Raw genomic sequence first — 26,114 nt, 5'->3', positions numbered from 1 at the left:
CCGCACTGGCCACAATCCGCTCAAGCGGTGCGCACTAATTTGATAAAAGTCGGGTTTCGGGCGTTGAGAAAGTCGGTCTGTTCATAGCATGTCCGTTCCTGGGGACGCTGGGTATCCAGTTCGCAGGGCGCCACCGGGCAACGAACCTCCATCCCCCCGAACCGCATCAGGTTATGGTTCTTGGCACGCGCAATGGAGAGCGTTGCTCGCGTTACGAGTCGTCGAGGATTGAGCGCAGTTCGCGGGCGAATTTCGGTACCGTTGCGCGCCCCAACGCGGCAATGAGGTCATCGACTGTTATCGGCGGATTCCTTCGCCTGCCGGACATTTCGATAAGGCAACCCAGCATTCCGCTCGGGTTCAGATCGAGTAAATCGAGTAGGAAGTCGTCGGAGCTGACGGCGTGCAGTCCCCATGCGCGAAGAGCCTCGTCGGGGAAGTGCTTGGTGTTGTCGGTGACGATTGCTGCTGCGTTGCCGCGGACTGCGGCGGCAACCACATGACGATCGTCGAAGTCGGGCATCCCTGAGACGCAGTCCTCGATGGGTTCCCAACCCTCGATCAAGGCGTCCTCGAACGCGGCGTTCATGTCCGCGATGCGTGCGGTGGCACGCTCCTCAGTCATTGCCGGGTTGGCGATCACGATAGCTCGCGACAACTCGCCCAAGATGGCGTTGCTCCAAAGCGGATGGAATGCTTGGCGTCCCGCGAGTGTGAGCAGCAGGTCCGCTTTGACGATGGGGACCAGGACACAGGTGTCCAGCACTACCCGGAAGCCGGACATCAGGACTCTGTGCGGCGTTCCGCTCGTGCTCGCCGGATGGCGTCTTGGTAGCGCTCGGCGGGGATGTCGTAGAGCCCGTCGTCCTCGGCGTCGTGAACGAGCTTGGCCAACAACTCATCTCGCTTCGCGCCGCGGCGGTTCTGGTAATCGAGCACATCGCTGAGCAGCACTCGCCGATGACGGCTCCCACTCGGCTTCTCGCAGGGCAGCTCTTCCTTGTCGATGAGCTTGATCAGGGTGGGTCGGCTGATGCCGAGCAGGTCGGCGGCCTCCTGGGTTGTCAGGCGCTGCTCGATGGGGGCAAGGGTGACCGCCTGTTGCCTGCCCATGGCGGTGACGACACGGACCAGTACGTCGTAGACCTCGATAGGCAGCGGGATCTGCTCACCGTCGGGTCCCAGTAGTGCTGCGGGCTCGGTGTGTTGGTCCAGGAACTTCGAGAGGTCCGACAGCTCCCGCAGGTCCGCCGGAGGAAGGACCGTCCTCTTCCTCGACAGCTTCTTCGGGGTGGCGACCATGCTCTCCAGGGTAGCCATAATCGAAAAAATCGCAATGGCGAGGGCGGGGTGATGAGCCTATTCGCCGACGAGCGGGCGCAGGGTGGCCCGCCATACTGGGCTGATGACGTCCACGAAGTCGTTGATCATCGCGGTACTCGGCGCCGCGGCCCTGGGTGCCGCCCCGGCGTCCGCCGATCCCGCCCCGGACCTGCGGGCGCTGCAACCGGTGGATTCGGATGCTTACTACACCTACGCCACCTACGGTGCCGGCGGCTGGCAGTTCGTCACACCGGACGGGGTGCGCTGCCGGATCATGACCGTCACCCGGTGGGGAAGTGCATCCCAAGCCACCTGCTGGGGTGCGAAGCTTCCCGGGGTCGACTCGAATATCAACTACGCCAACGCCAAAGGCGCCTATGTCGCCGACCCGGCGCAGTCGACCTTCGGTGACGGCGACCTGGACAAGTTCGAGACTTATCGCAGCTACGAACACCGCAGCACCGAGGAGGTCGACCATGTCGACCCCGCCTCCTACCACCTGCTGCCGGCCGGCAAGAAGCTGACGGCGCAGGGCACCGGGACGACGGTCACCTGCGGAGTGCTCACCGCGGACAGCGTGAGCTGCACCGTCGACGCCACCGGTGCGCCGGCATGGACCACCGGCTTCGTACTGTCTCCGGAGGGCAGTCACACCTTCTAGGACTGCGGCGCCGCCACCGGCAGCCGCACCCGGAACACGGTCCGCCCGTCGCGGGACTCCACCCCCACGCTCCCGCTGTGCGCGCCGACGATCGAGGCGACGATCGCCAGCCCCAGCCCGGTGCTGCCCAGCTCGCTGGAGCGGGCCTTGTCGGCGCGGACGAACCGCTCGAACAGGTGCGGCACCATCTCCGGGTCGATGCCGGGCCCGTCGTTGGCCACCGTCAGCTCCGCGACCGGTCCGCCCACCGGCGAGCGGTCCACGGTCAGGGCGGTCGTGACGGTCACCCCGGGCGGGGTGTGCACCCAGGCGTTCTTGAGCAGGTTGGTCAGCACTTGGTGCAGCCGGGCGCGGTCGCCGCGCACCCACACCGGGGCCTCGGGCAGCTGCTTGACCCAGTGGTGGCCCGGCGCCGCGGCCGCGGCGTCGTTGACGGCGTCCAGCGCCAGCTCGGACAGGTCGACGCGTTCGATGTGCAGATCCTGGCCTTCGCCGAGCCGCGACAGCAGCAGCAGCTCCTCGACCAGTGACGCCATCCGCTGCGCCTCGGATTCGATGCGGGCCAGCGCGTACTCGGTGGTCGGAGGCAGCGTCGAGGCGTCCTGGCGGGTCAGTTCGGCATACCCGCGGATGGCCGCGAGCGGGGTGCGCAGCTCATGGCTGGCGTCGGTGATGAACTGCCGCATCCGCCGGTCGGCGGCACTGCGATAGGCCAGGGCGCTGTCGACGTTGTCCAGCAGGCGATTCAGTGCGCCGGCGACAATACCGACCTCGTTTTCGGGGTCGACGTCCTCGGGGGCCACCCGGACGGTGATGCGCTCGTCGGTGTCGGTGAGCGGCATCGCGGCCACCGCGGCGGCGGTGGTCGCGACTCGGCGCAGCGGGCGCAAGGCGTAACTGACCACCGTTATCGTCAATCCCGCGGTGAGCAGCAGTGCCAGCGCGTAAAATTCTGCGGCAGAACGCATTCGGCTAACAACAGTGCGGTCGGCCAGTCGCAGCGAGCCACCGATGAACAGGGTGTCGTGAGCATCGACGACGCGGCTCTCCACCCGGTAGGAACCCAGGCTGCCCATCTGCATGGTCTCCGGCGTGCCGTTGCGCCGATGGTGTGCGGTGATCGCGTCGATGACGTCGGGGGGTGCGGGATAGGGATCCTCCACGGTGAACACCGCCGAGGCGATCACCTCGCCGTCGCGCAGCACCGCGAGCACGTTGCCCGGTGTCTGATCGCTGAAACCGAGGATTGCCTGCCCGATGTCCGACCCGCCGGTGCGGCCGGCGACGCTGTCGACCTGGCGATATTTGGCGTAGGAGTGGCTGAATGCGTTGAGCGACTCGGAGACGTCGGCGTCACTGGTGGCGGTCACGAACGTGCGCACGCTCAGCACCGAGACCACGCCGACCGCCAAGAACACCACCGTCACCACCGCCGACACCCCGAGCACCAACCTGCGGCGCAGGGTCCGCGGCCGCCAGGTCACGGGTGCGGCTTCAGCAGGTAACCGACCCCGCGCACGGTGTGGATCATCGGACGGTCGCCGTCGATCTTCTTGCGCAGGTAGGAGATATAGAGATCGACGATGCTGGTGCGCCCGGCGAAGTCGTAGTTCCACACCCGGTCCAGGATCTCGGCGCGGGTCAGCGCCCGGTCCGGGTGGCGCATCAGGAACCGCAGCAGCTCGAATTCGGTGGTGCTCAACGAGACCGGGACGCCGTCGCGGGTGACCTGGCGGCTGGCGCTGTCGAGGATCAGATCACCGACGGTGAGCACCTCGTCCACCGGCGGCATCAGCGCACTGCCACGCCGCAGCAGCCCGCGCAGCCGGGCCACCAACTCCTCCAGGCTGAACGGCTTGGTCATGTAATCGTCTGCGCCGGAGGTCAGCCCGGTCACCCGGTCGGTGACCGAGTCGCGGGCGGTCAGGAACAACGTCGGAGTGTAGGGGTCGGATTCGCGGATCCGCTGCAGGATCTGCAGGCCGTCGATGTCGGGCAGCATGATGTCGAGCACCAGCAGATCGGGTTCGCCGCTGTGGAACTTGGCCACCGCGTCGCGTCCGTTGTGGGCGACGTCGACGGCCCAGCCCTCGTAGTGCAGGGCCATCGTCACCAGGTTTGTCAGGGCCGGCTCGTCGTCGACCAGCAGCACCCGAATCGGTGAGCCGTCGGGCCGGTTGATCCGCGGCAGCTGCCCGAGGATCGCTTTGCGGGGACTGCGGGTGTCCGTCTTATCGGCCATCGGTCACCATCATCCCCCGCGGCCACGTTCACTCACCGAGGAGCCGTTCCTTGCGCTCGATGAATTTCTCCTGGGTCAGCACGCCGGAGTCCCGCAGCTCGACCAGCGCACGCAGTTCGGCGACGACGCCGATCGCCTTCGGCCGGGCGGGAGCGTCTTCGGATTCTTGGGATTCCTGGGCCGGCTTGGGTGGGCGCGGAGCCGCGATGGGCTTGGGTTGGGTCTGCTGCGGCCGGGATCCGGGGCCGACGGTGCCGGCCAGAGCACGTCCGGCGGCCCCGGACAGTGCCATCTCGGCGTAGGGGATCTCAGCGCCGGCCGCCGCGGCGGCGGCACTGGCGGTGCCGGATTGCGCTGTCACCAAGGTGATTTGGCGTATCGCGGCCGACGGGGTGGCGGCGGCCCAGGCCTGCGGCACCGACAGTCCGTTCAGCGGCACGGCCCGGCCCATGGAAGCCCAAGTAGCCCCGGTGGCACCAGTCGATGCCCCGATCGAAGCGGTCGGCGTGGCCGTGCCGATCAGGTCCAGGGCGCCCAGCGCGCCCAGCCCCAGGGCGCCCTCTTCCGGGAAGGCGAGTTCTCCCAGGGTGATCGCCAGGCCGCCGAACGCGCCGCCCAGGCCGATGCCACCGAACGGACCGACGCTGCCGACCTCGAAAACCGCGCCGATCAGGTCGAATGCCAGACCGGGTGAGATCCCTCCGTCGGAGGCCGCTTCGGCGGTGGCGGCGGTGGCTTCGGCGGGGTTGGCGGTGGTTTCCGGTGGGGTGAAGGTGGGGAGTTGGGTGGCTGCGGCGGCGCCGGTGGCGTAGCTGTACATGGCGGTGGCGTCTTGGGCCCACATGGTGGCGTAGTGGGCTTCGTTGGCGGCGATGGCGGCGGTGTTCTGGCCGAGGAGGTTGGTGGCGGTCAGGGTGGCCAGTTGGGTGCGGTTGGCGGTGATGACGGCCGGGGGCACGGTCATGGCGAAGGCGGTTTCGTAGGCGGCTGCTGCGGCGGCTGCCTGGGTGCCGGCGTGGGCGGCTTGGGTGGCGGTGGTGTGCATCCAGGTGGCGTAGGGGGCTGCGGCGGTGGCCATGGCGACCGCGGCGGGGCCTTGCCAGGTCTGGTCGGTGAGTCCGGTGATCAGGGTGCGGTAGGAGTTGGCGGCGGTTTCGAGTTCGGCGGCCATGGTTTTCCAGGCGGTGGCTGCGGCTCGGATGGGGCCGGATCCGGGTCCGGCGTACATGAGCGCGGAGTTGACCTCCGGCGGCAACGCGGCAAAGTTCATTGGGCGGCGAGCACGTTCGCGGCTTCGGCGGTCGCATATGCGGTGCCGCTGCCGTCGAGGGTGCTGACGAACATCTGGTGGATGGCGGCGGCCTGGGCCGCCACGCTCTGGAACAGCGCGCCGTTGGCGTTGAACATCGTGGCGACCGACACCGACACCGCGTCGGAGGCCGGGGCCGCCATCGTGGTGGTCGGGGCGGCCACGGCGGCACTCTGGGCCTGCAGCGCCGAGCCGATACCCTGCAGGTCGATGGCGGCACCGGACAGCGATTCCGGCTGCGCGACAACGAAAGACATCTCTTCAACCCTCCTAATCAGTACTCACTCGTCGATGAAATCCGCGATGACGCGTTCGCGTTGCCGATCGAATTCCTGGGCGGTCAGTACCCCGGCGTCGCGCAGCTCGGCCAGACCGCGCAGTTCGGCGAGGATCTCCACGCCGGTCACCGGTTCCAGCGGCGCCTGGGGCTCTTCGGCCGATTCGGCCGGGCCGGCAGGCCGCCGTGCCGCGCCGGCGTTGGGCTGGGTCTGCTGCGGCCGGGATCCGGGGCCGACGGTGCCGGCCAGAGCGCGTCCGGCCACCCCGGACAGCGCCATCTCGGCGTAGGGGACCTCGGCTCCGGCGGCCGCGGCAGCTGCACTGGCGGTGCCGGATTGCGCTGTCACCAAGGTGATTTCACGCATCACCACCGAGGGCGTGGCCGCGACCCAAGCCTGTGGCACCGACAGTCCGTTCAGCGGCACCGCTTTGCCCATCGAAGCCCAGGCCGCCCCGACCCGGCCGGTCGAAGAGCGCAACCCGGCGGCCGGCATCAGACCCCCGACCGGCGGCACGGTCTGGCTGATCAGGCCCAGGCTGCCGGCCGCGCCGAGGTCACCGGTGAAGCCCAGCCCGGCGAACGGCCCGAGGCTGGCCGCCTCGATGGCCAGGCCGCCGAACTCCAGCCCTGCGCCGCCGCCCTCGAACGGCGCGATGCTGTCCACCTCGACCAGCGAGACCAGGATGTCGAGCAGCAAGCCCTCCTCGCCCGCGCCGGCGTAGGAGCCGGAGCCGTCGTCGGCGGGTCCGGCGGGGTTGGCGGTGGTTTCCGGTGGGGTGAAGGTGGGGAGTTGGGTGGCTGCGGCGGCGCCGGTGGCGTAGCTGTACATGGCGGTGGCGTCTTGGGCCCACATGGTGGCGTAGTGGGCTTCGTTGGCGGCGATGGCGGCGGTGTTCTGGCCGAGGAGGTTGGTGGCGGTCAGGGTGGCCAGTTGGGTGCGGTTGGCGGTGATGACGGCCGGGGGCACGGTCATGGCGAAGGCGGTTTCGTAGGCGGCTGCTGCGGCGGCTGCCTGGGTGCCGGCGTGGGCGGCTTGGGTGGCGGTGGTGTGCATCCAGGTGGCGTAGGGGGCTGCGGCGGTGGCCATGGCGACCGCGGCGGGGCCTTGCCAGGTCTGGTCGGTGAGTCCGGTGATGAGGGTGCGGTAGGCGTTGGCGGCGGTTTCGAGTTCGGCGGCCATGGTTTTCCAGGCGGTGGCTGCGGCTCGGATGGGGCCGGATCCGGGTCCGGCGTACATGAGCGCGGAGTTGACCTCCGGCGGCAACGCGGCAAAGTTCATCGTCTTACGACGGTATTTTTGGCCGAGCCGACCCGGCAACTCTGCAGAGCGGACTCATACGAAACGCATATCTGCCGGCGCCGGCAGGTCGCGCTACAGCGGCGGCAGCGCTCTGGAGTACAGCCAGGCCTGCCACAGCGGCTGCAGCGACACCTTGGCGTAATTGGCGGCCAGGCCGGTGAAGTCGTCGGTACTGGCGTTGCCGTGCCGGTGGCGCGTCGTCCAGCCTCGCAGCAGCGCGAAGAAGTCGGCGTCACCGATCAGGACGCGCAGCCGGTGCAGGGTGAGCGCGCCGCGCTTGTAGAGCCGGTCATCGAACATGTCGGCCGGGCCCGGATCGGCCAACAGCAGATCCTGCGGCAGCGCCGCCAGCTGCCGGTGGTAGTGCCGGGCCCATTCGTCGGCGCTGCGTCCGCCGGCATGCTCCGACCACAGCCATTCGGCATAGCAGGCGAAACCCTCGTGCAGCCAGATGTCGCGCCAGTGGCGCACCGTCACGCTGTTGCCGAACCACTGATGCGCCAGCTCGTGGGCGATCAGCCGCTCTGAGCCGCCGGTGCCGTCGCAGTGGTTGGCGCCGAAGATCGAAATGCCCTGTGCTTCAAGGGGAATGTCCAGGTTGTCGTCGGTGACCACCACCGTGTAGCCGGCGGCCAGCGGGTAGGGGCCGAACAATCGTACGAACAATGACATCATTTCGGGCTGGCCGGCGAAGTCGTGGTCGAACTCGGTGCGCAGCCGGGCGGGCAGCACCGCGTTGATCGGCACTTCGGACCCGGCCAGCCGGTGCGTCACGTACTGGCCGATCTGCAGGGTGACCAGATAGGTGGGTGTCGGCTCGGGCTGCTCGTAGACCCAGGTGGTGCGCCCCGCCCGGACCCGCCGCGACAGCAGTTCGCCGTTGGCCACCGCGCGATACGGGCTGTCGGTGCTGATCTGGACCAGGTAGCTCGCCTTGGCGGCGGGGTGGTCATCGCAGGGGAACCAGGTCGGGGCGCCGTTGGGCTGTCCGGAGACCAGGGCGCCGTCCGTAAGTTCCTCGAAGCCGACTTCCCCCCAAACGGTGTCGCGTGGCCGCGGGGATCCCGAGTAGCGGACGGTGACCACCAGGGCGGCCCCGGCGGGTAACGGGTCGGCCAGCGTGATCCGCAGCTTGGCGCCTGCGGTGGCGAACCGGGTGGGGGCGCGGCCGTTGACCCGCACCTTGGACACCGACATCGGCTCGGCGAGGTCCAGGGTGAACACCCGCAGTGCGGTGGTCGCGGCCGCGGTGATGGTCACCGTCCCCGACAACCGGTTGCTGGCGACCTTGTACTCCAGGTCCAGCTCGTAGCGCGACACCCGGTAGCCGGCGTTGCCGCTGCCGGGCAGATACGGGTCGATGACGGGCGGCTCGGCTTTGGGTTTCACGGTGCTCTTCTTGACGGGTTTGCTCACCGTGTTGCTCCGGCCGCCGGTGCGATCGGGTTGCCCTGCCAGCGTGTTGCGGGCGGCACCTGGTCGCCGCGCATCACCAGTGAAGCGGGGCCGACGCTGGTGCCCGCGCCCAGGCGTGCGGCCGGCAGTGCCACACAGTGCGGCCCCAGGGTGGCGCCGGCTTCCAGCGTGACGGTGTCGAGCTGCATGATCCGGTCGTGGAACAGGTGGGTCTGCACCACGCAGCCGCGGTTGACGGTGGCGCCGGGGCCCAGCGTCACCAGGTCGGCTTCGGGTAGCCAGTAGGTCTCACACCACACGCCTCGCCCGATATCGGCGCCCAGCGCCCGCAGCCACAGGTTGATCACCGGGGTACCGGTGGCGGCGCGGGCGAACCACGGGGCGGCCACGGTCTCGACGAAGGTGTCGGACACCTCATTGCGCCACACGAACGACGACCACAGCGGATGCTCGGTCGCCTGAATCCGGCCCACCAAAAGCCATTTCGCCACCACCGCGGCACCGCCGGCAACCGCCCCGGCGGTCAGCAGCACCACGCCGCTGCCCAGGGCTGCCCACTTGTAGCCGTAATGCATTGCACCCCAATGTAATGTCCCGAGTACGGCGACGCCGATCGCAAAGGTCGCCACGACCGGGATCAGCCGGAAGGTCTCCATGACGGCGCGCATCAGCTTGAGTCGCACCGGTGGGGCGAAGGTGCGCTCGGCATCGGAGTCGGCGGCCTTGCGGCGCAGCCGAACCGGCGGGCTGCCCAGCCACGACGAGCCGTTCTTGGCCTTGTGCGGCGCGGTCGACAGCACGGCCACCAGAGCCTTGTCGGGTACCCGCCGGCCCGGCCGGGTGATCCCGGAGTTGCCCAGGAAAGCGCGCTTGCCGATGGTGGCCGGTGCGACGTGAATCCAGCCGCCGCCCAGCTCATAGGAGGCGACCATGGTGTCGTCGGCCAGGAACGCGCCGTCGGCGATCACGGTGAACTTCGGGATCAACAACGCGGTGGAGATCTCGGTGCCCTCGCCGACCTTCGCCCCCAGCAGTCGCAGCCACCACGGGGTGATCAGGCTGGCGTACAACGGAAACAGGTAATCGCGGGCGGCGTCCATCAGCCGTTCGGTGGCCCACAGCTGCCAGCCCACCCGGCTGCGCACCGGGTGATAGCCCTCGGTCAGCCCGATCGACAGCAGCCGCACCCCGATGATCGTCAGCGCGGCATAGCAGCCCAGCGCGGTCAGTGCGGCCACCGGTGTCCACACCGCCACCGGGCGGATCGCCGCACCGAGGGTGGTGGCCTCGCGCACCGACCAGCCCAGCACGGCCAGCCCGGCGCCCAGTGCCAGCAGTGGCAGGCCGCCCAGCAGCAGCGACGTCAGCCCGTAGACCGCCACCCACGCCGGGCGGGCCGGTGGCCGATGATCGGGCCATGGATGGCGTGCCTTGCCGGATTTCACCGCCGGCGAGCCCGTCCAGTACTGGCCCTTGCGCACCTCCCCGACCACCCCGGAACCGGGGCCGACGTCGGCGTCCTTGCCGACCGAGGCGCCCGGCAGCAACGTGGTGCGAGCGCCGATGGTGGCGTCGTTGCCGATCGTGATGGGGCCGACGTGGAAGTCCTCGCCGTCCACCCAGTACCCGGTCAGGTCGACCTCCGGCTCGATCGAGCAGCGGTGCCCCAGCGTCAGCATCCCGGTCACCGGCGGGGCGGAGTGCAGGTCGACGCCCTTGCCGATCGTGTTGCCGAGCGCCCTGGCGTAATACACCAACCACGTTGCGCCGGCGAGGTTTTCGGCGCCGCTGGCCGCCGCCAGCCGCTCGGCGATCCAGATCCGCAGATGCTCGGGCCCGCCGCGCCGGTAGGTGCCGGGCTGTAGACCGACCAGCAGCACTCGGGCCCCGAGCGCGGCGATGCCCATCCGGCCCAGCGGGGTGACGAACAGCACGAACGCGGCGAGCACCCACCACCAGTTCAGCCGCATCTGCCAGGGCAGCGGGTGCCACATCGACGTCAGGTTGTTGATCAGCGCCAGCCAGGCCACCCATTGCAGGCCGGCCAGGGTGGCCAACGGCACCGACAGCAGCACTTGAGCGGCCTGGGTCAGCCGGGGCGTGAGCGCTACCGGTGGTGCCTCGGTGCCGTCCGCCGGATCGACTGCCCCCATGTCCTCGAGGAACCCGGCCAGCGAACCGAGCCGCGGCCGGTCGTAGAGCTGCGCGACGGTGAGCTTCGGGTAGCGCCGGCGCACCGCGGCCACCAGCTGCGCGGCCGCCAGCGATCCACCGCCCAGGGCGAAGAAGTCGGCCCGCTCGTCCTCCACCGGGGTGCCCAGCACGTCGCGCCACAGCCCGGCCAGCCAGCCCAGGGTGCCGTCGACGCCGTCCAGGGCCGAGGACTCGTCGGCGCCGGGCACCGGCCAGGGCAGCGCGTCACGGTCGACCTTGCCGGAGGTCCGGGTGGGCAGCTCACCGACCAGCACGAGCCGCGGAACCAGCGCGGCGGGCAGTTGCCGGCCCAGCAGTTCGCGCGCAGCGACCAGGTCGAAGTCCGGGTCGGTGCTGGCCAGATACCCGACCAACAGCGTTGTGCCACCGGCGCTTTCGCGCACCGCGGCGGCGCCCCCGCTGACCCCGGGAAGCGCCATCAGCGCGGTGTCCACCTCACCCAGCTCGATGCGCCGGCCGCCGACCTTGACCTGGTCGTCGGCCCGGCCGCAGAACACCAGACCGTCGGTCTCCAACCGGACCAGATCCCCGCTGCGGTAGGCCCGCGGCCAGTCCAGGACGGGCAGCGGTGCGTACTTCTCGGCGTCCCGGGCGTCGTCGAGATAGCGGCCCAGCCCCACCCCGCCGATCACCAGCTCGCCGACTTCACCGACGTCCACCGGCGCCCCGTCGGCGCCGATCACCGCCAGATCCCAGCCGGCCAGCGGCAGGCCGATCCGCACCGGGTCGGAGCCGTCGAGTGGCGCGGCGCAGGCCACCACCGTGGCCTCGGTGGGCCCGTAGGTGTTCCAGACCTCGCGGCCGTCGGTCGCCAGCCGGGCCGCCAGCTCCGGTGGGCAGGCCTCGCCGCCGAAGATCAGCAGCCGCACCGCCTCCAGCGCCTCGGCCGGCCACATCGCGGCCAGCGTCGGCACGGTCGACACCACGGTCACGTCGCGCGCCACCAGCCACGGCCCCAGGTCCATGCCGCTGCGCACCAGCGACCGCGGGGCCGGCACCAGGCAGGCGCCGTAGCGCCACGCCAGCCACATCTCCTCGCAGGAGGCGTCGAACGCCACCGACAGTCCGGCCAGCACCCGGTCGCCCGGCCCGATCGGCTGATCTTGGCAGAACAACCGGGCCTCGGCGTCGACGAAGGCCGCCGCGTTGCGGTGGGTGATCGCCACGCCCTTGGGGGTGCCGGTCGACCCGGAGGTGAAGATGATCCAGGCGTCGTCGTCGGCTGTCGGCGACGATGCCGGCATACCGCCGGGCGTACCGGGGCCGCGGGCCAGGCCCTTCTCGGTGATCACCCCGGCGACCTGTGCCTCGCCGAAGACCAGCTCGGCGCGTTCGGCGGGATCGTCGGCGTCGACGGGCACATAGGCCGCGCCGGCGGCCAGCACCGCCAGAATCGCGGTGTAGAGCGAATAACTGCCCGAGGGCATCCGGATGCCGACCCGGTCGCCGCGTCCGATACCGCGCTCGGCCAGCCACCCGACGCTGTCGGAGATGTCGGTGACCAGCTCGGCGTAGGTCAGCACCACATTGCCGTCGTCGATAGCGGAGGCCTCGGGGAAGCGCTCGGCGGTCTCTCGCAGGATGTCGATCAGGGTGCGGGGCGCCGGCGCAGCCGAGGCGCGCAGAAACTGCTTGGGGACTTGCAGTGCGGGCACGACTGTAGAACGTACCGAGCACGGACCGGTAGCGCAGTGACTAGGGTTCGTGCATGGTTCGCCGAGGGCAGCAGCGGCGAAAACATGTGGAACGAGCGCGCCGCGACCTTGAACGACAACTCGATTCCAAGCACGGGACGTACCGGCCGCCACCGCGCGGAGATTGCTTTCGACGGCAGTGGGAAACGGCTTACGACGACGTCAGCGCCATTCGGGTCCAGTTCATCATCTGGCGGGATGGCGGGCGCCTTGTCGATTTCGTCGTCAATGTCCAGGTCCTCGGCTCGGGTGGTTGGGAAACCGTTGAGCGCTTCGACTGTTGTCATGGCCACTGTCACCTACATCCCCAGAACGAGGAGCTGCCGCCCGAGAGCATCCAGCGCCTGGATGCCGTCGGTGACGTTCAACGAGCATTCGCGCAGGTTAACGGCATAGCGCACGAGCGAGCGCGTATCATCCGAGACGGAGCGCAATGATGGACAAACAAGAGCAACTGGACGATTTCCGGCGTGAGGTGAATTGGAACCTCGCGATGGGACCGCTTGCTGACGTCGATCTTCCGGTCACCAGCGATGAGGGCGGATGTCCGGTGGTGGTCGCTCTGGCCGGTGAGCGCCTGGCTGTGGTCTTCGGTCGGGTGCGTGCCGCTGGGGGGTTCGTGAATCTGTTCGTCCGCGAGGACGACGGCGGTGTGCGGATGGCGTCCATCATCGGTGACAACTGCGCGGTGTCGGAGCCCGGAGACGCGATGACCGGGCCCGACGTGCCGGCGGCTACTGCGACCATCGGAATGTTCCTCGACTACGTGGCGCTGCATCCGCAGGGCATCGTTGTTTCAGCGGCTGTTGGCCAGCAGGCACGCGCGCGTGACGCTAAGCCGGTGGAGTTCGCGCACGCCGTCTAAGCCGGCGCCAGGAAGCCCACCGGGCCGACCGCGATGCACACCGACAGCGCGGCGGTCTCGGCGCGCGCGGTGATGCTGTTGCCGGCCCCGGGAAGGCGCACGAAGACCCGGTTGAGGCCCGGGCGCACCCGCACCCGCACCGGCGGCCCGTCGGACAGCCACAGCGTCATCGCCCCGTCGACGTTGGCCAGGTAGTTGAGCTCGGCGGTCCAATCGGACGGCAGCAACGGGCCGTCCAGTCGCAGTTCGGCCGGCTGCTCCGGCTGTACCAGATAGCCGCACTGCGGCACCGGCCCGGCGACCAGGGACCGCACCCAGGTCACCTGCGCGTCGGTCAACCTCCCCGCGCTGGTGAACATCCGCAGACGCGTTGTCGCCGAAGCGAATTCGGGACGATCGCGAACCAGCGCGAACAGATGGCTGGCCATGTTCTCCGGGTAGACCACCCGTTGCAGCACCAGCGGGTCCACCTCTTGGTCCAGCAGCGGCGCATCGGAGTCGGCGTGCGCGGCGGCCAGGTCGTGGCGGGCATTGATCAGATACGCCCGCGCCGGGTCCAGTCGCCAGCTGGCCAGGAAGGTCCATGTCGAATACAGGCTGCTGGCAGTGAATGCGACGGCCAGGCCGGCCACCGCCACGGTGCGCAGCCGCGAGGTGTCCAGCCACCGCGACGACGCCCGATTCGGCGCGCACAGCCCGATGGCCGCCGCGATCGCCAGCACCACCACCAGGTCGGCCAGATACCGCAGGGTCTGGGCCAGCTCCAGCGCGGTGAACGCCGACGACCGCATCAGATAGATCGGAACCTGACAGGCCACCGCGTAGCCGGCCACCACCAGCCACACCGGCACCAGCCGGCGTTTGCGCAGCAGCGACACCACCAGCAGGCCGGCCAGAACCAGCCAGCCCAGCGTCATCACCAACGGCCCTGGCAACGCCCACGGTGAGGCCGGCGCCCAGCGCGCCCACGTCCAGGGGCCACCGGCCAGGCTCGGCACGATGCCGTGGGTGACCGAACGCCAGAGCAGCGCACGCGTCATTTCCAGGTCGAAACTCCAGCGCTTCTGGTTGACCACCGCCAGGTAGACCCCGGTCCAGCCGGCGGTCAGTGCCAACAGTGCCGTCCACAACCGGAAACCGCCCCGCCACGTCCCGCCCAGCACGGCACGCTCGCCGGCCACATGCCGCAGCAGCGCCACCGCCGTGAACGCCACGAACGGGATCACCGCGGCCTTCTCGAAGAACAGCAGACCGCCCGCGTAGGCCAGCGCGCCGCTCACCGCGTAGCGCTGATTCCCGTTGCGCACCAACAGGATTGCGTCACCGCATACCCAGGCCAGCGCCGCGCACATCGGCAGCGAGTTCAGCCCCGCCGCCCACCACGCGAACGCCGGCAGGCCCAGCGGGGTCCACAGCGCGAAGGTCAACGGCAGCAGCAGCACCGGTCGCCAGCCCAGGATCACCCACAGCACCCGCAGCAGCGCGAGCGACGCCATTAACTGCAACACAACCAGGCTGGCCGCCGGCGCCGCCCACTGCAGTGGCCACAGCCGGCTCAGCGCACCGGCCACCAGGAACGCTCCCGGCATCACATGGCCGTCGTGATCGTCGAACAGGTACGACGCCGACAGCAGGTCGTGGGTGCCGGCCCGGCCGATCAGGATCAGGTCGTCCCAATAGAAATAGCCGCCGAACGCCACCACCGCCCGGACCACCAGTTGCGCGGCGATCAGCGCCATCGCCGCCCAACAGACCCAGGACACGGCGGCCAAACGGGTGCGCATCCGTCTTTCTTACCTGTCGGTATGGTGGGCCGGTGCGAGCACTGGTCACCGGAGCAGCCGGATTCATCGGATCGACCCTGGTCGACCGCCTGCGGGCAGACGGGCACGTGGTGGTCGGCCTGGACAACTTCGCGACCGGCCGGGCGACCAACATCGAGCATCTGGCTGATGACCCCGACTTCAGCTTCGTCGAGGCCGACATCGTCACCGCCGACCTGGCCGACGTATTGGCACGCTGCCGGCCCGAGGTGATCTTCCACCTCGCCGCCCAGATCGACGTGCGGCATTCGGTGGCCGACCCGCAGCACGACGCCTCGGTCAACGTCGTCGGGACCATCCGGCTCGCCGACGCGGCGCGGGTGGCCGGCGTGCGCAAGATCGTGCACACCTCCTCGGGCGGGTCCATCTACGGCATCCCGCCGCGGTATCCGACCACAGAGGACGATCCCACTGATCCGGCTTCGCCCTACGCCGCCGGGAAGGTGGCCGGCGAGATCTACCTCAACACCTTCCGGCACCTCTACGGGTTGCAGTGCTCCCATATCGCGCCGGCCAACGTCTACGGCCCCCGCCAGGATCCGCACGGCGAGGCCGGGGTGGTGGCGATCTTCGCCCAGGCGCTGCTGAGCGGCAGTCCCACCAAGGTCTTCGGGGACGGCTCCAACACCCGCGACTACGTGTTCGTCGACGACGTGGTGGACGCCTTCGTGCGCGCGTCCGGCCCGGACGGCGACGGGCAGCGGTTCAATATCGGCACCGGGGTGGAAACCTCTGACCGGCAGCTGCATTCGGCGGTGGCCGCCGCCGCGGGGGCACCCGATGACCCGGAGTTCCACCCGCCGCGGTTGGGAGACCTCAAGCGGTCCTGTCTGGATATCTCCCGGGCGGCCTCGGTGCTGGGCTGGCGCCCACAGGTGGAGCTGGCCGACGGCGTGACACGCACCGTGGAGTACTTCCGGCAGATGAAGTCCATCTGAACTCTTGTGGCATACTGGCCGGTCGGAGGGGAGTATTCCCCAATTCGCAGTGTCGTCATCACGTCGTCCGTCTATCGGGTGACCGGTGCTGTGGGCCGGATCATTCGGCGGAAGAGACCTCCAGCGCTGCTATGACGCTGGAGGCAATCCATGGACGTTTTCTCACTCGGCCGGCTCGGTTTGGACGCGGTCGGCGCAGTGGCGTCTGCGAGCCTGGACCTTGCCGCCATCCCGCTGCGCGAGGGCGCCAAGATCCTCTCCGGTGAACGCTCGGATCTGACCAGCCGGCGCAGCTGGCGCGGTGCCGGGCGGGCCTGGATCGAGGTCCGCGGGCTGGACGAGGCCGATGGCGACGACGTCGGCACCGCCGTGCTGGAGGCCCTGCGGGCTCAGCCGGGCGTCACCTCGGTGCGGCTGAACCGCCCGTTGTCGCGGGTGGTGGTCGAGGTCGGCGAGCAGACGGCGCTGTCGGACCTGTGCGCGGCGGTCGAAGCTGTGGAAAAGGGTGCCGAGCTGACCGCGAACGTGCCGGCGGCCCTGCCGGGAGACGGACTGCTGCTGGCCACCAAGGGCGCGATGGTGGGCGCCAACGCCGTGGGCCTGGCGATCGCCACCGCGGGCAGCGTGCTGCGCTGGCCGGCCGCGCCGAAGATCTTCGACGCCGCGGCGTCGGTGGCCCGCTACCAGCCGCTGGTCCGCAGCGCGCTGGAAAGTCGGATCGGGCCGGCCCGCACCGAAGCGGTGCTCTCACTGGCCTCGCTCGGCTCGCACATCATCACCATGTCCCCGGCGATCCTGGCGGTGGACATGATGGTGGAGGGGCTGAAGGCGTCCGAGACCCGCGCCGGGGCGCTGGCCTGGAACCGCTACGAGCCGGAGCTGGCGCGATACGCCGATCACCCAGAGGTGTGTGACGCGGCGCGTCCGGTTCCCCGCCCGGACGGGCCGGCCGAGCGGCACCTGAAGCGCACCGCGCTGGTGCAGGTCGTCGGGGCCGGCGTGGTGGGCGGACTCACCCGCAACCTGGACATGACCTCGAACGCGATCCTGGCCGCGTCGCCCAAGGCGGTGCGCACCAGTTGTGAATCCTTCGCCGCGGCCCTGGGCCAGGGGCTGGCGGATCAGCACGGGGTGCTGCCGCTGCGGCCGGGCAGCCTGCGTCGCCTCGACAAGATCGACACCGTGGTCATCGACCCGCGCGCGCTGACCGGTGCGCAAAGCCGAGTGGTGCAGATCCGCGGCGCCGGGGAACACGAGTTGCCGAAGGCCTGGAGCAACGCGCAGGACCTGCTCGATAAGGCCGGACTGCGACCGGGCTGGCACCGGGTGCCTCGGATGACCGTCCGCGGGTCGACCCGCAAGGTGCCGGTGGAGGCGCTGATCCTGCCCGCGCACCACGCGCTGGCCTCGGCGGTGGTGCTCGAAGGGCGTGCCTCCGGCGCGGAGCTGGTCACGGTCGACACCGAGATCCTCGGCGAGCTGCGCCCCGGCTTCGACGACATCCGCCCGGTACCCGGCGACGATCTCGACGCAGCCCTGGCTGCGGCCGTCACCGATCTGCAGCGGGCCGGCCGCACCGTCGCGGTGCTGTCGACCTCGGCTGCGCAGGCCCTGGCGTCGGCGGATCTGGGGCTGGGTGTCATGCCCGACGGCGGAGACGACGCACCGCCGTTTTATGCCGATCTGCTGCTGACCGACCTGACCGGTGCCTGGCAGGTGCTGCGGGCGCTGCCGGCCGCCCGGACGGCCAGCGAGCGCGGAGTCGCGATCTCGATCGGGGCCTCGTCCATCGCCGGGCTGCTGCTGGTCCGCGGGGTCCGGGCGACCATCCCCGGTGTCGGGCCGGGCCCGAGCCGCGGACCGGGCCCGGTGACCGTCGGTGCCGGCGCAGGCATGCTGTCGGGATATCTGCTGGCCCGCCGGGTGCTGCGGGCGCGCGCGCCGAAGCCGGCACCGGCCTACGAGTGGCACGCCATGACGGTCGAGCAGGCCCGCGAGCTGCTGGCTCCCGACGCGGTGACACCGCTGGCCGAACGCGCCCCGGTCGACGCGGAATCCCAAGGCATGTTCTGGCCGTACTTCCACGCCGTGCGTGAGGAGTTGTCCGACCCGATGACGCCGATCCTGGCGCTGTGCTCGGCGGCGACCGCCATGCTGGGTTCGCCGATCGACGCGGTGATGGTGGGCACGGTGCTCACCGGCAACGCCATGCTGGCCGCCTACCAGCGGTTGCGGGCCGAGAGCCGGCTGAACACGCTGCTGGCCCAGCAGGCCCCACCGGCCCGGGTGCTGGTGGTCGGCGGGGACAACCCCACCTATCACGAAATCCCTGCCGAGCAACTGCTGCCCGGTGACCTGATCGAGGTGCACAGCAACGAGGTGGTGCCCGCCGACGCCCGGGTCCTCGAGGTCTCCGATGTCGAGGTCGACGAGTCCTCGCTGACCGGTGAATCGCTGTCGGTCGGCAAGCAGCTGGACCCGACTCCCGGTGCCGAACTGGCCGAACGCAGCTCCATGCTCTACGCGGGCACCACGGTGATCGCCGGCAAGGTGCTGGCGATGGTGACCGCCGTGGGCGCCGACACCCAGGCCCGGCGGGCCTCCGAATTGGCCTCCGGTGAGCTGGCCGAGGTCGGCCTGCAGCACCACCTGTCGCAGCTGATGTACCGGACCTTCCCGTACAGCGCCGCCGGCGGTGTGGCGGTCGGTGCGCTCGGGCTGCTGCGCCAGGGCGGGCTGCGGGTCGCGCTCGGTAACGCGATCGCGGTCGCGATCGCCGCCGTCCCGGAGGGCATGCCGCTGATGGCCACCCTGGCCCAGCACGCGTCGTCGCAGCGGTTGACGAAATCCGGTGCGCTGGTGCGAATCCCGCGGTCGGTGGAGGCGCTCGGCCGGGTTGACGTGGTCTGCTTCGACAAGACCGGAACGCTGTCCGAGAACCGGCTGCGGGTCACCACGGTGCGCCCGCTGGCGGGCTTTTCCGACGACGACGTGCTCGGTTCTGCCGCGCAGGCGGCCCCGGCTCCCGACGGCGCCGCGCACGCGCACGCCACCGACCAGGCCATCGTCGAGGGTGCGGCGGCCGCAACCGGCGCCAGGGCTTGGATCGAGCCGGACGCGCACCTGCCGTTCCGTTCCGGCCGGGCCTTCTCGGCGTCGGTGCTGGGAACGGAGCTGCTGGTCAAGGGCGCACCGGAAGTGGTGCTGGGGGCTTGCACGAACGCCGGCGCCAAGGTCGAACAGCAGGTGGACGCGATGGCGGCCCAGGGGCTGCGGGTGATCGCGGTGGCGCAGGGCAAGCTGACCGCCGCCCAGGTGCGGGCCGTGCGGGATGATTCCGAACGCCTCACGGAGGTCAGCGCGGCCGGGCTGACGCTGATCGGTTTCCTCGGCCTGGCCGACACGCCCCGGGCCGACGCTCCGCAGCTGCTGGCCGATCTGGCCACCCGCGGCGTCGACATCCGGATGATCACCGGCGACCACCCGATCACGGCCACCGCGATCGCCGCCGAAATGGGCGTGAACGTCGCCCCCGAGCAGGTCATCACCGGCTCGGAGTGGAATGCCTTGAACCGCAAGGAACAAGAGCGGGTGGTCTGCGAACGGGTGATCTTCGCCCGGATGTCGCCGGAGAACAAGGTGCAGATCGTCCAGACCCTGGAGCGCGCCGGCCGGGTCTCGGCGATGGTCGGAGACGGTGCCAACGACGCCGCCGCGATTCGCGCCGCCACCGTGGGCCTCGGGGTGGTCGCGCACGGCAGCGACTCGGCGCACGCCACCGCCGACGTCGTGCTGACCGACGGGAAGATCGGGGCGCTCGTCGACGCGATCGACGAGGGCCGGAGGCTGTGGCGCGGTGTGCAACTGGCCATCTCCGGGCTGCTGGGTGGCAACGCCGGTGAGGTGATGTTCTCCGTCATCGGCACCGCGATCACCGGCAACTCGCCGCTGAACACCCGCCAGCTGCTGCTGATGAACACCCTGACCGACGCGCTGCCGGCCACCGCGGTGGCGGTGAGCACGCCGGCCGGCCCGATCGGTGACGCGGTGCCCGGACTCGACGAGCGCAAACTGTGGCGCGCCGTGGCGTTCCGGGGCGGGGTCACCGGCGCGGCGGGCACCGCCGCCTGGGCGATGGCCTCGGTGACCGGCACCCCGCAGCGGGCGTCGACGGTGGCACTGATCTCGCTGGTGACCACCGAACTCGGTCAGACCGTGGTCGACTCGCGGGCGCCGCTGGTGCTGGCGACCGCGGCCGGGTCCTTCGTGCTGTTCGCCGCGATGGTCTCCACGCCCGGCGTCAGCCAGTTGCTGGGCTGCACTCCGGTCGGCCCGGTCGGCTGGGCGCAGGCGGTTGGCACGGCCGCGGCGGCCACCGCCGCGGTGGCCGTGGCGAGCCGATTCTCGGCCCCGGCCAAGGAGATTGAGGCGGCCCCCAAAGAGGTCGCGAAGGCCGTAGCTGAGGTGGCTCCTGTCAAGAAGGCGCCGGCGAAGAAGGCCGTCGCCAAGAAGGCCCCGGTGCAGAAGGTTGCGGTGGCCAAGAAGGCCCCGGCGAAGAAAGTCGCGGTGGCCAAGAAGGCCCCGGTGAAGAAAGCTTCGGCGGCCAAGAAGACGGCCGCCAAGAAGGCGCCGGCCAAAAAGGCCGCCGCGAAGAAGTCGTCCGCGAAACTCGAGTTGGTGCGCTGAGGCACCTCCAATGCGGCCGGTTCATCCGGCGGGTCGGAGCGCCAGTACTTCGGACGCCGGGCGCTTCGATGCGGGATGCGTCACCTCGATGACACCGGCACGCCAGAGCAGCGCGTACAACTCGACGGCCGGCACTGTCAGGATTACCGCTACGGCGTCGATCAGGGGATCTGCCAGGACCTCGGTTGTCCTCATGAGCTTCAGGGTGACGGCCGCAGCAGGACAGACGGCAAACCGACTGTGACGGGCCGGCCAATTGTCGCCTAATTACTGGATGTCCGGCGGTTGCGCGTCGGCCAGTGCGACCACTCTGGCCAATCGGGCGTAGCGCAGTTCCAGGTCGCGAAAACGCATGTAGGTGCTCAGTGTGGTGAACGCGAACGCGATGATCAGGATGTAGAGCATCAGGTCGGTGCCACGGCGCACCCCGACCCAATTCGCCACCACCGTGGTGTCATCCGGGCGCAGCACCGCGTAGATGCCCGCCACCACGAACACCAGGTAGCCGACCTTCACCCAGGCGCGGGACTGCGCGGAACGCCGCGAGAGCAACAGGTAGATCAGCAGCGACACCACCGACGCGATCAGCAGTATTTTGATCCAGTTCATCGTGACATCCTCTTGCGCAGCATCCCGTCGAACAGGATGTTGACCCCGTTGAGCAGTGGCTGCCCCTTCGACTTGGAGTAGTCGGTGTAGAGCACCTCGATGGATTCTTCGGCCACCCGCCAATGGTTTTCGGCGATCAGCGCGATGAACTCTCCGGCGTGGCTCATGCCGGTCATGGTGAGGTCGAGACTGTCGGCGACCCGCCGGTTGAAGACCCGCAGTCCGTTGTGCGCATCGGTGAGCCCCAGCCGGCGGATCCGTGGGTTGAGCCAGACCGCGGTCCGCAGCACCAGTCGCTTGAGCGGTGGCACGGCCGCGGCGGCCGCGGGGGCGGCGAAACGCGTGCCGATGACGATATCCAGATCCGAGTCGTCGAGCCGCTCGACCATCCGCACCACGTCGGCCACCCGGTGCTGGCCGTCGGCGTCGAAGGTGGCGAACAGCCGGGCCCCGGGCCGGCGGCGGGCGAACTCGACCCCGGTCTGAATCGCTGCCCCCTGGCCGAGGTTCACCGGATGGCGCACCACAAAGGCGCCGGCGCGCCGGGCGATCGCGGCGGTGTCATCAGCGCTGCCGTCGTCCACGCAGACGACGTTGTCGAACTCCGACCGGATACCGGCGATCACCTCGCCGATGACAGCCGCCTCGCCGAAGGCCGGAACGATGATCCAGACGTCCGGGTAACGGCTCTTTGACCTGGTATTGATCCCTAAAAAATACACGCCCAGGCGCTACGGGGCCGCGCGTAACGCGGTCAGGTGCACGGCGATTCCCACCAATGGCCCGCACAGCAGAGCCACCACGGTCCGCATCGGCAGGTCCAGCGGCAGCAGCAACAGCAGGGTCGAGGCGGCCGTGGCGCCCACCCAGCCCAGCGCGTAGGCGCGGTGCAGCGCCGCTGCCACCGTGGCCGCACCGGTCAGCGTCAGCAGCGCGATCGTCGTCGCGGCGGTGGTCAGCGCGGCCAGCAGCAGCCCATCGGCGTGGTAGTCCGGCCCGAACACGGTGCGCAGCAGCCACGGGCCGAGCAGCCCCGCCGCTGCGGCTCCCGCAGCGCCCACCAGGGCAACCGACACCGCCGGGGTGATCAGGGCCCGCAGCCGCCGCGCGCGCTGGTCGACGAAGTGGGCGATCAGGTTGCCCTGCATGGCGGTCAGCGGCACCAGCAGCGGAGCCCGGGTCACGGTGACGGCCAGGATCACCACCCCGCCCTCGGCGCCCAGGTCGCCGTAGGTGGCCTGCAGCAGCACCGGGAAGCCCATCACCAGGATCGCGCTGGCCCCAGCCGCGGTGATCGAATGTGCGGCGCCGCGCAGGAACGTCGCGGTGTCCACCGGGGTCACCAGCCGCGCCGCTGATCGGGTGGCCGGTGATGCGGCCAGCAGCGCCAGCCAGGCCATCGCACCGGCGACGGTGGCCCACAGATAGCCGACCAGTCCCCAGCCGATCACGAACGCGGCGCCGGCCACGGCCACCCTGGTGCCGGCGTCGGTGACCATCAGTGCCCCGTACTGCGTCCACCGGTTGGTGCCGGCCAGCATGCCCAGCAGGGTGGCGTGTACGGCGAAGTTGGCCAGCCCGAAGCACAGCAACCCCACCGAGAGCCAGCGCGCGTCGACGAACACGTGTCCGCTCCACAGTGGCGAACAGGCGGCCACCAGCACCGCCGCCGCCACCCCGGCCAGCCCGGCCACCCACAGCGGCCGGGTGTGCGCCGGCTCGAGGCCCGTCCCGGCGTCGCGGGCGAAGCGGACTTCCCGGGTGGTCTCCTGCAGCAGCCCGTTGGCGGCACCGGTGACCAGCCCGAATGCTCCCCAGAACACGCTGAACACCGAGAATCCGGCCGGTGCCAGGTCGCGGGCCGCCAGGTAGAGCACCGCGTAGCCGCAGAGCGCGCTGAGCAGGGTCGCGGTACCGACCCGGGCGACACTGGCCCGGGTTACGGGGCCACCTGCCAGCCCTCTATCGGTCACCACGGCGAAAATACTAAGCGGGTCGCAGGGTACCGTCGGGCGGCCCAGTGAACTCGACGACCGGAGGCCGGTGTTGGACCCCTCGCTGTTGGAGTGGCTGGTGACGGTCGGGGGACTGGCCGCGGTCCTCGGATTCGACCTTTTCATCGTGGCCCGCCGGCCGCACGAGCCGTCGATCCGGGAGGTCGCGACCCGGCTGTCGTTCTACCTCAGCCTTGCTGTGGCATTCGGTGTCTGGGTGTGGTGGTTTCACGGCGCGCGCTACGGCATGCAGTTCTTCGCCGGCTGGCTCACCGAGTACAGCCTGTCGGTGGACAACCTGTTCGTCTTCGTGATCATCATGAACAGCTTCAACGTGCCCCGGCGCTATCGCCAGGAGGCGCTGTTCGTCGGGATCGTCATGGCGCTGTTGTTCCGTACAGTGTTCATCGCATTGGGCGGCGTTGCCGCGCAACGACTTTCGTGGACATTCTACCTGTTCGGGATATTCATGGCTTACACGGCAGTGAAGCTGCTCCGGCACGGCAGTGTGGAGGACACCAGTGGCGGGGGTTCGGGCGGCAACAACGTCGTGGTGCGCTTCGCCCGCACGCATTTCAACGTCACAGATCGTTGGGCGGGCGCTCGGCTCATCGTGCGGGAGCCCTCGGGAGCCTGGGCCATCACACCGATGTTCCTGGTGGCTCTGGCATTGGGCACCACCGACCTGGTGTTCGCGATGGACTCCATCCCGGCCATCTACGGGCTGACCCGCCAGCCCTACCTGGTCTTCGCCTCAACGGTGTTCGCCCTGATGGGCCTGCGCCAGCTCTACTTCATCCTGGGCAAGCTGCTGAACCGATTCGTCTACCTGTCCCATGGACTGGCCGTGATCCTGGGATTCATCGGGGTGCGGATGGTGCTGCACGCCCTACACACCAACGACGTGTGGTTCATCAACTCCGGCCGCAACGTCAATGTCCCGGAGATCCCCACCCCGATCAGCCTGACGGTGGTGGTGGGGGTGCTGGCCCTGACCACCGCGGTCAGCCTCTACCGGACCCGGGATGCGCCGTCAGCGCAGTGAGAAGACTGGGAACGACGGTGCCGCGCTGCGCAGTTCGTCGTCGGTGGAGTCCGGCGTAAGCCCCGCCACGTAGCCCTTGACCTGCCAGTGCCACTTCTGTAGATAGCGGCGCAGCAACTCCGGCTTGGCGTCGTCGGGCAGCTCGACGGCCCGGGCCGCTCGGCGACGCCACCGCGGTCCCAGCTGGACCTGCCCGGCGGCGCGGACGTTGCGGACCCACTCGGTGTTGCCGCGCGGCGCCACCAGGTAGTCGGCACCGTCGACGGTCAGCAGGTTGACCACGACACCGCGGTCCTTGCCGGACTTGCGGCCGCGCACGGTCAGCGCGCGGGTGCCGGCGATGCTGATGCCGGCCTCAGCCAGCCGGCGGATCAGGGCGTTGCCCAATTTCTCCGCCGTGTTCGGCGGCTCGTAGTGCGCCATGGTCAGATCGTGACACGGCACATCCAGAAAAACAAGAGCAGTGCTCACAATTCTGCGATACTGGCTCGATGGGCAAACGGCAGGAGACCCGGGAACGCATCGAGGCGCAGATCATCGAGGTAGGCCGCCGTCACCTGCTCAGCCACGGGGCGGCCGGGCTGTCGCTGCGGGCCGTCGCCCGCGACATGGGCATGGTGTCCTCGGCGGTCTATCGGTACGTGGCCAGCCGCGACGAATTACTCACCCTGCTGCTGGTCGACGCCTACACCGATCTGGCCGACGCCGCCGAGGCGGCCCGCGCGGCGGCGCAGCCCGCAACGTGGCGCGCGGACATCGCGACCATCGCCCATGCGGTGCGGGATTGGGCGATCGCACATCCGGCCGGTTGGGCGCTGCTGTACGGCAGCCCGGTCCCGGGCTACCACGCGCCCGCCGAACAGACCGTCGTCCCGGGCACCCGCGTCGTCGCGGCGTTCTTCGGAGCGGTCGCCGACGGAATCGCCGCCGGCGACATCCCGCCCGCGACCAACGTCACCGTGTTGTCGGACGACTTCGACCGGCTCCGTGCCGAATTCGGCTTCACCGGCGACGACACCGCCGTCGCGAAATGCTTCCTGCTGTGGTCGGCGCTGGTCGGCGCGATCAGCCTGGACGTGTTCGGCGGCTACGGCCCCGACACCCTGACGCGGCCGGATGCGTTGTTCGAGCTGCAGCTCGGCCTGCTGCTCGACGTATTGTCCGACGCCGGTCAGTGACCGGAGGTCATGAACCGCTCGATCGACGCCTGGATCTCGGCCTCTGCCGCGGCGCGGTCCACCCAATCGGCGGCCTGCACGAACTTGCCGGGCTCCAGGTCCTTGTAGTGCACGAAGAAGTGTTTGATCGCGTCCAGCTCATAGGCGGGCACGTCACCGATGTCCTGGATGTGGTCCCAGCGGTGATCGCCGGCCGGCACACACAGCACCTTCGCGTCGCCGCCGGCCTCGTCGGTCATCTGGAACATCCCGACCGGCCGCGCCTCCACCAGCACACCGGGGAACACCGACTGCGGCAGCAGCACCATCGCGTCCAGCGGGTCGCCGTCCTCACCGAGGGTGTCCTCGATGAAGCCGTAGTCGGCGGGGTAGCCCATCGGCGTGTACAGGTACCGGTCGAGCTTGACCCTGCCGGTGGCGTGGTCGATCTCGTACTTGTTGCGCTGGCCCTTGGGGATTTCGATGGTCACGTCGAATTGCACGCGCACAGTCTAAGCGGGCCGGATCAGCGCCCGGACCCCGCCCGTCCGGCACAAT

Annotated in this window: 23 protein-coding genes; 7 read left to right on the top strand and 16 right to left on the bottom strand. The window is 69.7% G+C overall.

The window, feature by feature from the left end:
* Positions 1-211: 211 nt before the first annotated feature.
* Entirely contained in the window at positions 212-784 is a 573-nt protein-coding gene (locus K6T84_RS13935) for a PIN domain-containing protein (RefSeq protein ID WP_224863213.1), read from the bottom strand.
* A complete protein-coding gene (locus K6T84_RS13930) occupies positions 784-1,302 on the bottom strand; it encodes a helix-turn-helix domain-containing protein (RefSeq protein ID WP_329786693.1) in 519 nt (172 codons plus the stop codon). The genes K6T84_RS13935 and K6T84_RS13930 overlap by 1 nt, the downstream gene beginning before the upstream one ends.
* Positions 1,303-1,405: 103 nt before the next feature.
* On the opposite strand from K6T84_RS13930, the gene K6T84_RS13925 reads away from it, so the two are divergent.
* Entirely contained in the window at positions 1,406-1,984 is a 579-nt protein-coding gene (locus tag K6T84_RS13925; protein WP_224863211.1) for a hypothetical protein, read from the top strand.
* Here K6T84_RS13925 and K6T84_RS13920 read toward each other — a convergent pair.
* The 7 genes from K6T84_RS13920 to K6T84_RS13890 form a co-directional block, all read right to left on the bottom strand.
* Positions 1,981-3,468 (bottom strand): sensor histidine kinase, encoded by a 1,488-nt coding sequence (locus K6T84_RS13920; RefSeq protein ID WP_225400827.1) that lies wholly within the window; start codon positions 3,466-3,468, stop codon positions 1,981-1,983. The genes K6T84_RS13925 and K6T84_RS13920 overlap by 4 nt on opposite strands.
* Positions 3,465-4,226: a response regulator transcription factor gene (locus tag K6T84_RS13915; RefSeq protein ID WP_225400826.1), complete on the bottom strand. Its 762-nt coding sequence runs from the start codon at positions 4,224-4,226 to the stop codon at positions 3,465-3,467. Before K6T84_RS13915 ends, K6T84_RS13920 begins: the two co-directional genes overlap by 4 nt.
* Before the next feature lie 28 nt (positions 4,227-4,254).
* Positions 4,255-5,496, bottom strand: coding sequence for a PPE family protein, SVP subgroup (locus K6T84_RS13910; protein ID WP_224863208.1), 1,242 nt, complete (start codon positions 5,494-5,496; stop codon positions 4,255-4,257).
* Positions 5,493-5,792, bottom strand: a complete 300-nt coding sequence (locus K6T84_RS13905; RefSeq protein ID WP_224863207.1) for a PE family protein — start codon at positions 5,790-5,792, stop codon at positions 5,493-5,495. Before K6T84_RS13905 ends, K6T84_RS13910 begins: the two co-directional genes overlap by 4 nt.
* 24 nt (positions 5,793-5,816) lie before the next feature.
* Positions 5,817-7,094, bottom strand: a complete 1,278-nt coding sequence (locus K6T84_RS13900; RefSeq protein ID WP_304621284.1) for a PPE family protein, SVP subgroup — start codon at positions 7,092-7,094, stop codon at positions 5,817-5,819.
* A 93-nt stretch (positions 7,095-7,187) separates the two neighbouring features.
* Positions 7,188-8,531 carry a M1 family metallopeptidase gene (locus tag K6T84_RS13895; protein WP_224863206.1) on the bottom strand — a complete coding sequence of 448 codons (1,344 nt, stop codon included), beginning with the start codon at positions 8,529-8,531 and terminating at the stop codon, positions 7,188-7,190.
* Complete coding sequence (locus K6T84_RS13890; RefSeq protein ID WP_225400825.1) at positions 8,528-12,400, bottom strand: Pls/PosA family non-ribosomal peptide synthetase; 3,873 nt, start codon at positions 12,398-12,400, stop codon at positions 8,528-8,530. The genes K6T84_RS13895 and K6T84_RS13890 overlap by 4 nt, the downstream gene beginning before the upstream one ends.
* Before the next feature lie 53 nt (positions 12,401-12,453).
* Between K6T84_RS13890 and K6T84_RS13885 the strand changes: the two genes are divergently transcribed.
* Together K6T84_RS13885 and K6T84_RS13880 are read left to right on the top strand one after the other, a co-directional pair.
* Positions 12,454-12,876 carry a DUF7718 family protein gene (locus K6T84_RS13885; RefSeq protein WP_329786692.1) on the top strand — a complete coding sequence of 141 codons (423 nt, stop codon included), beginning with the start codon at positions 12,454-12,456 and terminating at the stop codon, positions 12,874-12,876.
* Positions 12,873-13,304 carry a hypothetical protein gene (locus K6T84_RS13880; protein WP_224863203.1) on the top strand — a complete coding sequence of 144 codons (432 nt, stop codon included), beginning with the start codon at positions 12,873-12,875 and terminating at the stop codon, positions 13,302-13,304. Before K6T84_RS13885 ends, K6T84_RS13880 begins: the two co-directional genes overlap by 4 nt.
* Here the strand turns inward: K6T84_RS13880 and K6T84_RS13875 are convergent.
* A complete protein-coding gene (locus K6T84_RS13875) occupies positions 13,301-15,088 on the bottom strand; it encodes a hypothetical protein (RefSeq protein WP_225400823.1) in 1,788 nt (595 codons plus the stop codon). The genes K6T84_RS13880 and K6T84_RS13875 overlap by 4 nt on opposite strands.
* Before the next feature lie 32 nt (positions 15,089-15,120).
* Between K6T84_RS13875 and K6T84_RS13870 the strand changes: the two genes are divergently transcribed.
* Both K6T84_RS13870 and K6T84_RS13865 read left to right on the top strand, forming a co-directional pair.
* Positions 15,121-16,065: an NAD-dependent epimerase/dehydratase family protein gene (locus K6T84_RS13870; RefSeq protein ID WP_225400822.1), complete on the top strand. Its 945-nt coding sequence runs from the start codon at positions 15,121-15,123 to the stop codon at positions 16,063-16,065.
* Between the two features lie 150 nt (positions 16,066-16,215).
* Complete coding sequence (locus tag K6T84_RS13865) at positions 16,216-20,751, top strand: cation-translocating P-type ATPase (RefSeq protein WP_329786691.1); 4,536 nt, start codon at positions 16,216-16,218, stop codon at positions 20,749-20,751.
* Between the two features lie 21 nt (positions 20,752-20,772).
* On the opposite strand, the gene K6T84_RS13860 is transcribed toward K6T84_RS13865, so the two are convergent.
* From K6T84_RS13860 to K6T84_RS13845, 4 genes are all read right to left on the bottom strand, one after another.
* On the bottom strand, positions 20,773-20,946 hold the full coding sequence (locus tag K6T84_RS13860) for an Rv1535 domain-containing protein (protein ID WP_224863199.1): 174 nt from the start codon (positions 20,944-20,946) through the stop codon (positions 20,773-20,775).
* Between the two features lie 72 nt (positions 20,947-21,018).
* Positions 21,019-21,360 (bottom strand): DUF2304 domain-containing protein, encoded by a 342-nt coding sequence (locus K6T84_RS13855; protein ID WP_224863197.1) that lies wholly within the window; start codon positions 21,358-21,360, stop codon positions 21,019-21,021.
* Complete coding sequence (ppgS, locus tag K6T84_RS13850; RefSeq protein ID WP_225400821.1) at positions 21,357-22,082, bottom strand: polyprenyl-phospho-N-acetylgalactosaminyl synthase PpgS; 726 nt, start codon at positions 22,080-22,082, stop codon at positions 21,357-21,359. Before ppgS ends, K6T84_RS13855 begins: the two co-directional genes overlap by 4 nt.
* A gap of 9 nt (positions 22,083-22,091) precedes the next feature.
* The gene (locus K6T84_RS13845; protein WP_224866016.1) at positions 22,092-23,333 is read right to left on the bottom strand and encodes a hypothetical protein; all 1,242 of its coding nucleotides are present in this window, start codon (positions 23,331-23,333) and stop codon (positions 22,092-22,094) included.
* A gap of 73 nt (positions 23,334-23,406) precedes the next feature.
* Here K6T84_RS13845 and K6T84_RS13840 point away from each other — a divergent pair, with 73 nt between their 5' ends.
* Positions 23,407-24,399, top strand: coding sequence for a TerC/Alx family metal homeostasis membrane protein (locus tag K6T84_RS13840; RefSeq protein WP_225400820.1), 993 nt, complete (start codon positions 23,407-23,409; stop codon positions 24,397-24,399).
* Here K6T84_RS13840 and K6T84_RS13835 read toward each other — a convergent pair.
* Positions 24,388-24,822 (bottom strand): nitroreductase family deazaflavin-dependent oxidoreductase, encoded by a 435-nt coding sequence (locus K6T84_RS13835; RefSeq protein WP_224866014.1) that lies wholly within the window; start codon positions 24,820-24,822, stop codon positions 24,388-24,390. The two genes, K6T84_RS13840 and K6T84_RS13835, sit on opposite strands and share 12 nt — an antisense overlap.
* Before the next feature lie 68 nt (positions 24,823-24,890).
* Here K6T84_RS13835 and K6T84_RS13830 point away from each other — a divergent pair, with 68 nt between their 5' ends.
* Positions 24,891-25,577, top strand: coding sequence for a TetR/AcrR family transcriptional regulator (locus K6T84_RS13830; protein ID WP_225400819.1), 687 nt, complete (start codon positions 24,891-24,893; stop codon positions 25,575-25,577).
* On the opposite strand, the gene K6T84_RS13825 is transcribed toward K6T84_RS13830, so the two are convergent.
* On the bottom strand, positions 25,571-26,059 hold the full coding sequence (locus K6T84_RS13825) for an inorganic diphosphatase (protein WP_224863189.1): 489 nt from the start codon (positions 26,057-26,059) through the stop codon (positions 25,571-25,573). The genes K6T84_RS13830 and K6T84_RS13825 overlap by 7 nt on opposite strands.
* Positions 26,060-26,114: the final 55 nt, after the last annotated feature.

This window comes from Mycobacterium zoologicum, assembly GCF_020181635.2.
Lineage (GTDB): Bacteria > Actinomycetota > Actinomycetes > Mycobacteriales > Mycobacteriaceae > Mycobacterium > Mycobacterium zoologicum.
Note: the sequence above shows the minus strand (reverse complement) of the source record. Positions and strands in the feature narration are given on the sequence as shown.

Bases quoted from the DNA above. Each gene is read 5' to 3' on its own strand.
- K6T84_RS13855 (WP_224863197.1), bottom strand. From the start codon at position 21,360: ATGAACTGGATCAAAATACTGCTGATCGCGTCGGTGGTGTCGCTGCTG.
- K6T84_RS13875 (WP_225400823.1), bottom strand. From the start codon at position 15,088: ATGCGCACCCGTTTGGCCGCCGTGTCCTGGGTCTGTTGGGCGGCGATG.
- K6T84_RS13865 (WP_329786691.1), top strand. From the start codon at position 16,216: ATGGACGTTTTCTCACTCGGCCGGCTCGGTTTGGACGCGGTCGGCGCA.
- K6T84_RS13905 (WP_224863207.1), bottom strand. From the start codon at position 5,792: ATGTCTTTCGTTGTCGCGCAGCCGGAATCGCTGTCCGGTGCCGCCATC.
- K6T84_RS13935 (WP_224863213.1), bottom strand. From the start codon at position 784: ATGTCCGGCTTCCGGGTAGTGCTGGACACCTGTGTCCTGGTCCCCATC.
- K6T84_RS13930 (WP_329786693.1), bottom strand. From the start codon at position 1,302: ATGGTCGCCACCCCGAAGAAGCTGTCGAGGAAGAGGACGGTCCTTCCT.
- K6T84_RS13885 (WP_329786692.1), top strand. From the start codon at position 12,454: ATGGTTCGCCGAGGGCAGCAGCGGCGAAAACATGTGGAACGAGCGCGC.
- K6T84_RS13880 (WP_224863203.1), top strand. From the start codon at position 12,873: ATGATGGACAAACAAGAGCAACTGGACGATTTCCGGCGTGAGGTGAAT.
- K6T84_RS13900 (WP_304621284.1), bottom strand. From the start codon at position 7,094: ATGAACTTTGCCGCGTTGCCGCCGGAGGTCAACTCCGCGCTCATGTAC.
- K6T84_RS13910 (WP_224863208.1), bottom strand. From the start codon at position 5,496: ATGAACTTTGCCGCGTTGCCGCCGGAGGTCAACTCCGCGCTCATGTAC.
- K6T84_RS13915 (WP_225400826.1), bottom strand. From the start codon at position 4,226: ATGGCCGATAAGACGGACACCCGCAGTCCCCGCAAAGCGATCCTCGGG.
- K6T84_RS13860 (WP_224863199.1), bottom strand. From the start codon at position 20,946: ATGAGGACAACCGAGGTCCTGGCAGATCCCCTGATCGACGCCGTAGCG.
- K6T84_RS13830 (WP_225400819.1), top strand. From the start codon at position 24,891: ATGGGCAAACGGCAGGAGACCCGGGAACGCATCGAGGCGCAGATCATC.
- K6T84_RS13925 (WP_224863211.1), top strand. From the start codon at position 1,406: ATGACGTCCACGAAGTCGTTGATCATCGCGGTACTCGGCGCCGCGGCC.
- K6T84_RS13835 (WP_224866014.1), bottom strand. From the start codon at position 24,822: ATGGCGCACTACGAGCCGCCGAACACGGCGGAGAAATTGGGCAACGCC.